Here is a 12,001-nt window from a genome sequence, read left to right as displayed (position 1 = left end):
TAGTTTGATGCCAACGGACTGCCAGTCTTGGTCAATTGTATCAGCTATGAGCATTTCTTGTTCTGACCAGCTGTATGAAATGTATATTTTAGGAGAAGCTTGCATTGTATTCGCTGGAAAAGTAAGCCGTAGTAACCTAGATTATTGGCCTGCTATGCTTTATAGAGTATATGTGCAAAAAGCGCGGACTCTTATTCAGTCCGCGCTGCCAATTTACATTGCCTTATACTCGTTCCAGCTCTTAATCTTCAAATCCTTCATCTCCAGCGTACAGAAAGCCTGAATAAACGCCTTCGCCAGACGTGCATTTGTCAGCAGCGGGACGCCGAAGTCGATGGCGGTGCGGCGGATTTTGTAGTCGTTATCCAGCTCGCCTTTGGAGAGGTTTTTCGGGATATTGATGACCAGGTCAATTTTCTTTTCCTTCAAATACGTCAGCACGTTGGGCTCCTGGTAGTCGTCGGGCCAGAAAAGGAGGCTGCTGGGGATATTGTTTTCGGCGAAGAAGCGGTGCGTGCCTTGGGTGGCGAAAATGGTGTAGCCCTTGCGCACGAGTTGCTCCACGGCGGAAAGCAGCGTCACTTTGGAGGTGATGGGGCCGCCGGAAATCAGCACGGTTTTTTGCGGGATTTTGTAACCCACGCTCAGCATCGCTTTCAGCAGGGCTTCCTCGGCGGTGTCGCCCAGGCAGCCTACTTCGCCGGTGCTCACCATGTCGACGCGCAGCACCGGGTCGGCGCCGGGCAGGCGGGTGAAGGAGAACTGCGGGGCCTTCACGCCCACGAAGGGCAGGTCGTACACCCGCTCGCTTTCGTCGCGCTCCACTTTTTTGCCCAGCAGCACCTGCGTGGCCTTCTGAATCAGGTTGTTGCCCGATACTTTCGACACGAAGGGGTAGCTGCGCGAGGCGCGGATGTTGCACTCAATTACCCGAATTTCACCGTCTTTTTCCAGGAACTGGATGTTGAACGGGCCGCTGATTTCGTAGCGCCGGGCAATTTTCTCGGCGATGATTTTCAGCTTGCGAATGGTGCCCACGTACACCTTTTGGGGCGGGTAGTACATGGTGGCGTCGCCGGAGTGCACACCGGCGAATTCTACGTGCTCGGAAATGGCGTAGCTCACGATTTCGCCTTTGTCGGCCACCGCATCCAGTTCAATTTCCTTGGCTTCTTGGATGAATTCCGACACCACCACCGGGTATTCGGCGCTCACTTCCACGGCTGTTTGCAGGAAAGCGCCCAGCTCGTGGGGGTTGGAAACCACGTTCATGGCCGCGCCCGACAGCACGTAGCTCGGCCGGATGAGCACCGGGAAGCCTACTTCCTGCACGAATTCGTGCATGGCTTCCAGCGAGGTCAACTCCTTCCAGCGGGGCTGCGCGATGCCCAACTCGTCCATGATGCTGGAGAACTTGTGGCGGTTTTCGGCCTCGTCGATGCGGGCCGGCGCGGTGCCCAGGATGGGCGCCTTCGCCTCGGCCAGGCGGGTGGCGAGGTTGTTGGGAATCTGGCCGCCGGTGGAGAGAATGACGCCCTCCGGCTGCTCAAATTCTAAGATGTCCATTACTCGCTCGAAGCTCAGCTCCTCGAAATACAGCCGGTCCGAGACGTCGTAATCGGTCGAAACGGTTTCGGGGTTGTAGTTGATGATGATGGTTTTGTAGCCTTCGGCGGCGGCCGTTTGCACGGCATTCACGCCGCACCAGTCAAACTCCACCGACGAGCCGATGCGGTACACGCCCGAGCCCAGCACCACAATGGACTTGTCGGTTTCGGGCGCCAGGTCGTTTTCGGTGCCGTGGTAGGTGCTGTAGAGGTAGTTGGTTTTGGCCGGGAATTCGGCCGCCAGCGTGTCAATCTGCTTGATGACCGGCAGCACGCCCAGCGCCTTGCGGCGGGCGCGCACCAGCAACTCGTCGGCTTTCACGTCGCCTTCGCCCAGCAGCTGCACGGCAATCTGCTGGTCGGAGAAGCCGGCTTTCTTTACCTTGCGTAGCAGCTTGGTTTCCAGACCGTCCACGCCATTGTTGCGGCCGTCGGCCAGCTTCTTGCCAAGCTGGAAAATGGTGTACAGGCGCTGCAAAAACCAATGGTCGATTTTGGTCAGTTCGTGCACCTGGGGCAGGGTGTAGCCGGCCTCAAACGCCAGGTTAATGGCGAAGATGCGCTCCTCGTTGGGCTCGCTCAGCAGCTGGTCGATGGTGGCGTTATCGACGGTTTCGGGCTTGTTGGCCACGAAGCCGCGCTTGCCGGTGTCCAGCATCCGCAGACCCTTTTGAATGGCTTCCTCGAAGGATTTGCCGATGGCCATGACCTCGCCCACGCTCTTCATGGCGCTGCCAATCTGCCGGTTCACGCCCTCGAATTTGCCCAGGTCCCAGCGCGGCAGCTTCACCACCACGTAGTCCAGAGCCGGCTCGAAAAACGCCGAGGTAGTCTGCGTCACGCTGTTTTTCAGCTCCGACAATGAGTAGCCCAAACTCAGCTTGGTCGCCACAAAAGCCAGCGGGTAGCCCGTGGCCTTCGAGGCCAGCGCAGAGGAGCGGGACAGGCGCGCGTTCACTTCAATTACCCGGTAATCTTCCGAAGCGGGGTCGAGGGCGTACTGAATGTTGCACTCGCCCACAATGCCGAGGTGACGAATGGTCTTGATGCCGATGCTGCGCAGCTTGTGGTACTCGCGGTTGCTCAAGGTCTGCGACGGGGCCACCACGATGCTCTCGCCGGTGTGGATGCCGATGGGGTCGAAGTTCTCCATGTTGCAGACCGTGATGCAGTTATCGTATTGGTCGCGCACCACTTCGTATTCCACTTCCTTCCAGCCCTTCAAGGATTCTTCCACCAGAATCTGGTCGGAGGTGGTGAAGGATTTCTGGGCCAGGGCCCGCAGCTCGTCCATGTTGTTGGCGAAGCCGCTGCCCAGGCCGCCCAGCGCAAACGCCGCCCGCACGATAATAGGAAAGCCAATTTTCTCGCCAGCGGCCAGGGCGTCTTCCATCGTCGTCACGGCCACGCTACGGGCCGTGAGCACGCCAATCTGGTCGAGCTTGTCCTTGAAAATATCCCGGTCCTCGGTGTCGATGATGCTCTGCACGGGCGTGCCCAGCACCTTCACGCCGTATTTCTCAAACACCCCGCCGCGGAACAGGGCCACGGCGCAGTTCAACGCCGTTTGGCCGCCAAAGGCCACCAGAATTCCATCAGGCTGCTCTTTCCTGATGACTTCCTCCACGAAGAAGGGCGTCACGGGCAGGAAATATACGTCGTCGGCCATGTTGTCCGACGTTTGCACGGTGGCAATGTTGGGGTTGATGAGGATGGTGCGGATGCCTTCCTCTTTCAGCGCCTTGAGGGCCTGGGAGCCGGAGTAGTCAAATTCGCCGGCCTCGCCAATTTTTAGCGCGCCGGAACCGAGGATGAGAACTTTATTGGGTTTATTCATTCTGGGGATGAGGTAACAGACTGCTAGTGCGGTCGTGTTAAAAGGCAGTCGTACAGTGCCTGCTGAAGCGTGGTGCCTGGCAGGTTGAAGTTTAATTGGTGTAAAGGGTGTCGCTTTTCACGATTTCCCACTTGCCGGACGTCCGTTTGGTCATCCAGATTTTTATCGCGGCATCAGCATGCTCGCCATCTAATAAAAAGCGGTAGATGAGGGTGTCTTTCGTAGCACTCATATCTTCCATCTTGAAACTTCTAGCTGTTATCGCTCCCGTTTTACTGGTTATTCTGGGAGAAACCCGGGCAGAATTCATGGCATTATTAACTATCTCACCTGGCTCACCCAGCACTGCTTTCAAAACCGTTTGCTGCCCCATGTACTTAATTAAAAGGAACGTGGCGAAAACCAATGCTCCCATTAGCAAATATCCCCAGTATTGAAAACGTTGGTTTTTTACTTGCATGGGAGTAAGGTGTTGGTGATGGTAAAGTCGAGTGATTGATAAGGACGGCGGAGCATATTAAATTACAACCTTCTACCATACAGATACCTTATAGGAGGTTGTAATTGAATCCGGTCCCAACGTCAAATCAAGCGTTTTGCCGTGCACCGGGTCGATATCTGAGGCAAAATCTTCAATAATTAGGTGTCGAATGGTGCCGTCGGACTCGCCATAATTAGAAGGTTCACCAAGCAAAGCAAGAAGTTGATTGTAGGTAAGTCCTTGCAACTGATGATGCTTAACCGAATCCTCAAGCATGTGCTCGCGGCATGGGAAACTGCCTATATCCCCCATAATCAACCACTGGCTCTTATCAAACTTCGTTTCCTTCTTCTCGCACCCATTAATTACATTCAAAAGAAGAGTGAGCAATAGAAATGATAGCAAGCGAAGTTTGCGGGATATCATGGTTAATCAGCAGCCTGCTTGTACGCTGCTACCGCCGTCAAAAACTCGTCAAACAGATACTCGGTATCTTCCGGGCCGCCGGCGGCTTCGGGGTGAAACTGGGTGGAGAAGAAGGGCTTGGTTTTGTGCTTGATGCCTTCGCAGGTGCCGTCGTTCAGGTTTTCGAACAGCATGGTCCACTCGGCGGGCAGCGTGGCGGTATCTACCGCGAAGCCGTGGTTTTGGCTGGTGATAAAGCTGCGCTTGGTGCCCGTGAGCAGGACGGGCTGGTTGTGGCTGCGGTGGCCGTATTTCAGTTTGAAGGTGTCGGCGCCCGCGGCCAGGCTCATGAGCTGGTTGCCAAGGCAGATGCCGAAAATGGGCTTGTCCTGCTGCAGAGCCGTTTGGAGGTGGCCGATGGTGGCCTCGCACATTTTGGGGTCGCCGGGGCCGTTGCTCAGGAACAGGCCGTCGTAGTCGATTTGGGTGAAATCGTAGTCCCAGGGCACGCGAATCAACTCCACGTCGCGCTCCAGGAAGCAGCGGATAATGTTGGTTTTGGTGCCGCAGTCCACCAGCACAATTTTGTGCTGGCCGTTGCCGTAGTGCTGCACGCCGGGCTGGCTCACCTGGGCCACCAGATTGTCTTGGTTGGGGTCGTGCATCGGAATGTCTTCCGCGGCCACGATTTTACCCAGCATGGCGCCTTTCTCGCGCAGCTTCTTGGTGAGCATGCGGGTATCGACGCCGAAAATGCCGGGAATGTTGTACTCGGCCAGCCAGTCGCCGAGGCTTTTGGCGGCGTTCCAGTGGCTGTGCTCCTCAGAGTAATAATTCACCACGAGGCCGGCAATGTGAATTTTGTCCGACTCAAAAATCCGGGAAACCGACTCGTACAATTCCTCGCCGGGCACGCCGTAGTTGCCTACCATGGGATAGGTAAGCACCAGAATCTGGCCGGCGAAGGACGGGTCGGTGAGATTTTCGGGGTAGCCGGTCATGGCCGTGCTGAATACCACTTCGCCCGCTACAGAGGTGTAAGCGCCGAAGGAAGCGCCCTCAATTTCGGTGCTGTCTTCGAGGATTAATTTGACCGATTTCTGATTTTCCAATGTGATGGTTCGGTTAGAAGAAATTTTAGCCTGTCTAATTCAGCTACCTTCTTATTTGTGGTATCTTACAACCCGGACGGTGTCGTTGCGCAGTTTTACTCGAATAGTGCCTCCCTTGGTGTCAGGTAGCTCATAGGCCATTACCAGTAGGGAATCATTACCCAATTGCTCCCAATAAGTTGAATCGGGAGTCGCTAGAGCAGTTATGACCTGTTGTCGCGTCATGCCTTCTTTCGCCTTGCTTATGCGGACGTAGGAATTGTATGCGGGAGCGAAATATTTCAAATAAAGCCCGTAGCCTATCGACAGGAGACAGCAGATGACGATGACAGTTGTTGATAATTTCATCGGCTTGGGCTTTTTAGAATTTAAGCGCTTACTGCAGGCGCAACCAGTGCGTAAAGCGCCTGCAGGAACCGGTCAACTTCGGCTTTGGTGATGTTGAGCGGGGGCAGCAGCCGCAGCACCGTGGGGTCAGAAGCATTGCCCACGAAAATATGGTGTTCCGAGAGCAATTTATCGCGCACATCCTTGATAGCAAAGTCGTATTTGATGCCTACCAGTAGCCCGCGGCCGCGAATTTCTTCGGCGCCGGCGTGGGCCAATAATTCCGTGCGTAGGTAGTTGCCCATCTCAGTGGCGTGGGCCAGTAGGTTTTCCTGCTCAATAACTTCGAGCACGGCCAGGGCTGCGGCGCAGGCTAGGTGGTTGCCGCCGAAAGTGGTGCCCAGCAGGCCGTAGGAAGCTTTCAGCTCGGGCGCAATCAGGATGCCGCCGACGGGGAAGCCGTTGCCCATGCCCTTGGCCACAGAAATGATATCGGGCCGGATGCCGGCGTGCTGGTGCGCAAAGAACTTGCCGCTACGGCCGTAGCCGCTCTGCACCTCGTCAGCAATCAACAACGCGCCGTACTGCTGGCACAGCGCCGCCAAGCCCTGCAGGAATTCATCGGAAGGCCTGATAATGCCGCCCACGCCCTGAATCGGCTCGATAATTACGGCACACACATCGCCGCCTTGCAGCGTGGTTTCCACCGCCGCCAGGTCGTATTCCAGGAAGCTGACAGCGTGGCTTGCGTTGAAGGGCGCCACGATTTTTGGGTTGTCGGTGGCAGCCACCGCGCCGCTGGTGCGGCCGTGAAAGGCACCTTTGAACGCTACCACTCGGGTTTTACCGGTGTGAAAGGAAGCTAGCTTCAGCGCGTTTTCGTTGGCCTCGGCGCCCGAGTTGCACAGAAACAGCGCGTAATCCTCGTAGCCCGACACCTGGCCCAGCTTGTGCGCCAGCTGCGTCTGAATCGGAATCTGCACCGAGTTGGAGTAGAAGCCAATGTTTTGCAGCTGCTCGGTGAGGCGTTGCACGTAGTGCGGGTGACTGTGGCCGATGGAAATAACGGCGTGGCCGCCGTAGAAATCCAGGTATTCCTGGCCCTGGTCGTCCCACAGCTTGGCGCCGAGCGCCTTTACGGGCGTGATGTTGACGAGGGGATAAACGTTGAAAAGCTCCATTAAAAAAGCACTGATTTAAGGTTGAGGCCCGTCGTTTCTGGCAAGCCAAAAAGCAAGTTCATATTCTGCACGGCCTGGCCCGAGGCGCCTTTTACCAGATTGTCGATAACCGAGGTGATGAGCAACTGCCTGCCCTGCTTCTGCACGTGCAGCAGGCATTTGTTGGTATTCACCACCTGCTTGAGGTGAATTTCCTTATCCGAAACCGTGGTGAACGGCGCGTCGGCGTAAAACTGCCGGTACAGCGCCCGTGCCCCGTCCTGCGTCAAATCTGACGGCGTGTAGACGCTGGCGAAAATGCCCCGCGAGAAATTCCCGCGGTAGGGAATAAAGTAAATCTCAGCATCCGACTGCTGCTGCAGTTGCGCCAGGCTCTCGCCGATTTCGCCGAGGTGCTGGTGCGTGAAGGGCTTGTAGATGGACACGTTGTTGGTGCGCCACGAGAAATGCGTGGTTTCCGACAGGCTCTGGCCCGCTCCGGTCGAGCCGGTGATGGCCGAAACGTGGATGTCGTCGGTGAGCTTACCGGCCTGCGCCAGCGGCAGCAGCGCCAACTGAATGGCCGTGGCGAAACAGCCGGGGTTCGCAATACTCTGGGCTTGCTGGATGCGACTTTTGTTCAGTTCCGGCAGGCCATACACGAACTCTCGGTCTTCAAATTCGGCATCGGCGTGCAGGCGGAAATCGTTACTCAGGTCGATGACGTGCGTGGTTGCGGGCAGGGCGTTTTTGTGCAGCCACGCCTTGGAATTACCGTGGCCGAGGCACAGAAATACTACGTCTTCGTCGCCAGCCAATTCCGCAGCGAAAACCAGTTCGGTTTCGCCCACCAGGTCGTCGTGCACCTGGTACACAGGGTTGCCCGCGTTTGAAGAACTCACGATGTTGCCCAGCTCCACAAACTCGTGGTGCAGCAAAATGCGGATAAGCTCGCCGGCCGTGTAGCCAGCGCCGCCCACAATGCCGGCTTTAATTTTCATCGTGCAGGCTGGCGCTAATTTTCAGTTGATTGCCAAAAATCTTGATGAAACCGCGGGCGTCGCGCGAATCCCAGGCGTTGTTTTCCTCGCCGTAGGTCGCCACTTTCGACTGCATCATATCATACTTCGACTCGATGCCGAGTAATTCAAATCGATACGGCTCTAAGTTGACGAAAACCTTGCCCGACACGTGGTGTTGCGACGAAGCGAGGAAGGCTTCCATGTCGCGCATTACCGGGTCAAGGTACTGTGCCTCATGCAGCAAGGTGCCGTACCAGTTGGCGATGTAATCCTTATGTAGCAACTGCCAGCGGGTGCTGGTGTGCTTCTCCAACAGGTGGTGGGCCTTGATGAGGATGAGCGGCGCGGGCGCCTCAAATCCCACGCGGCCTTTGATGCCCAGAATGGTATCGCCCACGTGAATGTCGCGTCCCACGGCGAAGGCCGCACCCAACTCGTTCAGCTTCTGAATCAGAGCCACGGGCTCTAGCGCTTCGCCATTCAGCGCCACGGGCTCACCTTTTTCGAAGGTGATTTCCACGCGCTCCGAGTCCTGGCGCTGCAATTGCGAGGGGTAAGCGGTTTCCGGCAGGGCCTCGTGCGAAGTCAGCGTTTCGACGCCGCCCACGCTGGTGCCCCAAATGCCTTTATTAATCGAATATTTCGCCTTTTCCCAGCTCATCTCAAATCCCTGTTTTTGCAGGTATTCAATCTCGGCCTGACGCGACAATTTCAGGTCGCGGATGGGCGTCAGAATCTCTGTTTTGGGTGCAATTACCGCAAAAGCCACGTCAAAACGCACTTGGTCGTTGCCGGCGCCGGTACTGCCGTGTGCGATGTATTCGGCCTCGTTGGCGCGGGCGTACTCGGCAATGGCCAGCGACTGAAACATGCGCTCGGCACTCACGCTCAGCGGATAGGTATCGTTCTTCAGCACGTTGCCAAACAGTAGGTAGCGCAGGCAATCCTGGTAGAAGCGTGCGGTCACGTCAATTACCTCGTGCTTCACCGAACCCAACTCGTAGGCGCGCTTTTCAATGGCAGCTAACTCTTCGGCCGTGAAACCGCCGGAATTGACGATGACAGTGTGGACTTCCAGGTCGAGCTCGCGCGACAAATACACGGCGCAAAACGAGGTGTCGAGGCCGCCGCTGTAGGCGAGAATGGCTTTTTTCTTCATTTCTAAGATGCAGAGTCGGTTTCAGAAGAGGGAGTAGGCGCAGGGTCGGCGCCAATGGGCAGCGGCGGCGTGCTATGGCTGGCGAAATCGGGCACTTGTACCTGCACAAGCTTGTCGGCCGCATCGTAGAGCATGCCCGTGCAGAGGCACATCTTGCGCTCGTTCTCCATCAGGATGCCGTAGTTTTTGCAGCTTTTGCAGCCTTTCCAGAAGTCTTCGCTGCTCGTGAGCTCCGAGAACGTGACGGGCTCGTAGCCCAGGTCGGTATTGATTTTCATCACGGCCAGGCTGGTCGTGATGCCGAAAATCTTGGCCTGCGGGTACTTGGTGCGCGACAGTTCAAACACCGCCTGCTTGATGGCACGGCCCACGCCGCCCTTGCGAATCTGGGCGTTCACAATCAGGCCCGAGTTGACCACAAAGGTCTTGTCATCAAAGGTTTCGATGTAGCAAAAGCCGGCCAGCTCATCATCCACAAAAGCAATAATGCCGTCGCCGCTGGCCATCTTTTGGGCCACGTAAGCCGGCTCGCGCTTGGCGATGCCGGTGCCCCGCGTTTTGGCCGACTCGACGTACCATTGGCATAATTGTTCAGCGTACTGCGCGTCCGCTGCCGTTGCAACCCGTATTGTCATTGTTAATGAGAAACTTAGGGATAGATGCGTGGCTGTCCGGAAACCCGTTGGCTACGGGAAATTCCTGCTAAAGCCCAAACCTGTCTGTAAGTTGAGCGGATACTAGCCCGGCTCAAAGGCGCTGGCCAAGGGGCCAACATGCGGCTGCTGAAGCCGCTAGGGTCGTCGCACCAGGGCGCACGTCGTTTCGCGCACGTCGGCCACGACCGGCTGGAAGGCCGGAGCGGGCACTAAAGACGTGGAAACGAAGATGGGCATGGCGAATAGCAAGTCGATTCGGCGCTCTAACGAAGCCGCGAACCAAGTGGTTCAATTCTGCCGCAAAGGTAAAAGGCCCTACTTTTGCCCGCAACCTTTTCGAGGTCTTTTTTGAATTAGGCGCAGCCCGTCCTTGGGTTTGCGCGCATGTGAAGGAGCGATGAAGCCGGAATTAAACGTATTTAAAATAGGCGGCGGCATCATTGACAACGAAGCCGATTTGTTGGAGTTTCTGCGGCAGTTTTCCGCCGTAGCTAGCCCAAAAATTCTTGTGCACGGCGGCGGCAAAGGTGCCAGCGAGATGCTTCAACGCCTGGGCCTGACGCCGCGCATGGTACACGGCCGCCGCATCACCGACGCCGTCACGCTGGACTTGGTGACCATGTTCTACGCCGGTAAAACCAACAAGCAGATAGTGGCCGCGTTGCAAAGCAGCGGCGTTAATGCCCTGGGCCTCAGTGGCGCCGATGGTAACGTAATTCGGGCTGTGAAGCGCCCGGTGCGCGAAATTGACTACGGTTTCGTGGGAGATTTAAGCGAGGCCAACGTAAATACCGGCCTCCTTCACCAATTTTTGATATGGGGACTGACGCCGGTTTTCTGCCCGATTAATCACGATGGCAATGGCCAGCTATTAAATACCAACGCCGATACCATTGCCGCTGCCGTAGCCAAGGCGATGAGCAAACAATACGCCGTAATACTGCATTTTTGCTTTGAAAAACGCGGCGTGCTTGCTGATGTGAGCGACAACAATTCTGTAATCACAAAAATCAATCTAACTGATTACGCCGAATTAAAAGAAAGCGGCATTATTGCCGATGGCATGCTGCCCAAATTGGAAAACGCGTTCGAGGCATTGCAATTCGGTGTCGAGAAAGTAATTATTGAGCACGCGCTGCATCTCAACGACGACCTGAAAACGACCCTATGCCTGACCTGATAAATCAGTTGAGCGACGAGGCCGTTAATTTATTGATTCGGCTGATTCAAACGCCCTCCTTCTCCCGTGAGGAAGCCGGTACGGCAACGCTCATTCAGGAGTTTCTTGTGGCGCACGGCAGCAGGGTGCGGCGCCAGCACAACAACGTGTGGGCAGTTTCGCAGCACTTCGACGCGAACAAGCCCACGGTTTTGCTCAACTCTCACCACGACACCGTGAAGCCCGGCGTAGGCTGGACTTTCGACCCGTTCGGCGCCGCGGTGGAGGGGGAAAAACTGATTGGCTTGGGCAGCAACGATGCCGGCGCATCGGCCGTGAGTTTGCTGGCAACGTTTCTGTATTTCGAGAGCAGGCCGAGTGCGTTTAATTTAATCTGCGCAATTACCGCAGAGGAGGAAATATCCGGAGTAAATGGCATTCGCAGCGTGCTGCCGGAGTTGGGCAAGATTGACGTTGGTATTGTGGGCGAGCCCACGGGCATGAACCTGGCCATTGCTGAAAAAGGCCTGATTGTGCTGGACTGCACGGCCCACGGCAAAACCGGCCACGCGGCCCGTGAGGAAGGCGAAAACGCCCTTTACAAGGCATTGGATGATATTCAGTGGTTGCGGAGCCATCAGTTTCTCCGTGTATCGCCGCTATTGGGACCGGTGAAAACGACGGTGACGCAGATAAGCGCCGGCACGCAGCACAACGTGGTGCCCGACCGCTGTCAGTTTGTGGTGGATGTACGCACTAATGAGCTGTACCAGAATCAGGAAATTGTCGATTTTCTGAAGGGAAATTTGCAGTCCGAAATAGTGCCTCGCTCCACGCATTTAAATTCTTCCCGAATCAGCGAAACCCACCCGCTGGTGCGCAAAGGAATAGCCATGGGAAAAACAGTCTACGGCTCGCCCACGCTGTCGGACCAGTCGATGATGCCGTTTGAAACCCTGAAAATGGGGCCGGGCGACAGCGCCCGCTCGCACACGCCGGACGAATATATTTTGGTGAGTGAAATTCGGGCAGGCATTCGGGATTACATCGCCTTGTTATCGGGCTTCAGCTTTTAA

At 56.1% G+C, this 12,001-nt stretch carries 10 protein-coding genes; 2 read left to right on the top strand and 8 right to left on the bottom strand.

Annotated elements, in window-relative coordinates; translation table 11 throughout:
- Positions 1–213: 213 nt before the first annotated feature.
- From carB to I2H31_RS24340, 8 genes are all read right to left on the bottom strand, one after another.
- Positions 214–3,444 (bottom strand): carbamoyl-phosphate synthase (glutamine-hydrolyzing) large subunit, encoded by a 3,231-nt coding sequence (gene carB, locus I2H31_RS24375; protein WP_196295678.1) that lies wholly within the window; start codon positions 3,442–3,444, stop codon positions 214–216.
- Positions 3,445–3,535: 91 nt separating this feature from the next.
- Positions 3,536–3,904, bottom strand: coding sequence for a hypothetical protein (locus I2H31_RS24370; RefSeq protein ID WP_196295677.1), 369 nt, complete (start codon positions 3,902–3,904; stop codon positions 3,536–3,538).
- A gap of 72 nt (positions 3,905–3,976) precedes the next feature.
- Positions 3,977–4,315, bottom strand: coding sequence for a hypothetical protein (locus I2H31_RS24365; RefSeq protein ID WP_196295676.1), 339 nt, complete (start codon positions 4,313–4,315; stop codon positions 3,977–3,979).
- 38 nt (positions 4,316–4,353) lie between these two features.
- A complete protein-coding gene (carA, locus tag I2H31_RS24360) occupies positions 4,354–5,442 on the bottom strand; it encodes a glutamine-hydrolyzing carbamoyl-phosphate synthase small subunit (RefSeq protein WP_196295675.1) in 1,089 nt (362 codons plus the stop codon).
- Between the two features lie 368 nt (positions 5,443–5,810).
- Entirely contained in the window at positions 5,811–6,950 is a 1,140-nt protein-coding gene (locus I2H31_RS24355) for an aspartate aminotransferase family protein (protein ID WP_196295674.1), read from the bottom strand.
- Positions 6,950–7,930 (bottom strand): N-acetyl-gamma-glutamyl-phosphate reductase, encoded by a 981-nt coding sequence (argC, locus tag I2H31_RS24350; RefSeq protein ID WP_196295673.1) that lies wholly within the window; start codon positions 7,928–7,930, stop codon positions 6,950–6,952. Before argC ends, I2H31_RS24355 begins: the two co-directional genes overlap by 1 nt.
- The gene (argG, locus tag I2H31_RS24345) at positions 7,920–9,110 is read right to left on the bottom strand and encodes an argininosuccinate synthase (protein ID WP_196295672.1); all 1,191 of its coding nucleotides are present in this window, start codon (positions 9,108–9,110) and stop codon (positions 7,920–7,922) included. Before argG ends, argC begins: the two co-directional genes overlap by 11 nt.
- Before the next feature lie 2 nt (positions 9,111–9,112).
- Complete coding sequence (locus I2H31_RS24340; protein WP_230688037.1) at positions 9,113–9,745, bottom strand: GNAT family N-acetyltransferase; 633 nt, start codon at positions 9,743–9,745, stop codon at positions 9,113–9,115.
- Between the two features lie 418 nt (positions 9,746–10,163).
- Here I2H31_RS24340 and argB point away from each other — a divergent pair, with 418 nt between their 5' ends.
- Together argB and I2H31_RS24330 are read left to right on the top strand one after the other, a co-directional pair.
- Positions 10,164–10,946 (top strand): acetylglutamate kinase, encoded by a 783-nt coding sequence (gene argB / locus I2H31_RS24335; protein WP_196295671.1) that lies wholly within the window; start codon positions 10,164–10,166, stop codon positions 10,944–10,946.
- Positions 10,947–10,954: 8 nt separating this feature from the next.
- A complete protein-coding gene (locus I2H31_RS24330; protein WP_317192273.1) occupies positions 10,955–12,001 on the top strand; it encodes a M20 family metallo-hydrolase in 1,047 nt (348 codons plus the stop codon).

This window comes from Hymenobacter ruricola (assembly GCF_015694525.1).
GTDB lineage: Bacteria > Bacteroidota > Bacteroidia > Cytophagales > Hymenobacteraceae > Hymenobacter > Hymenobacter ruricola.
Note: the sequence above shows the minus strand (reverse complement) of the source record. Positions and strands in the feature narration are given on the sequence as shown.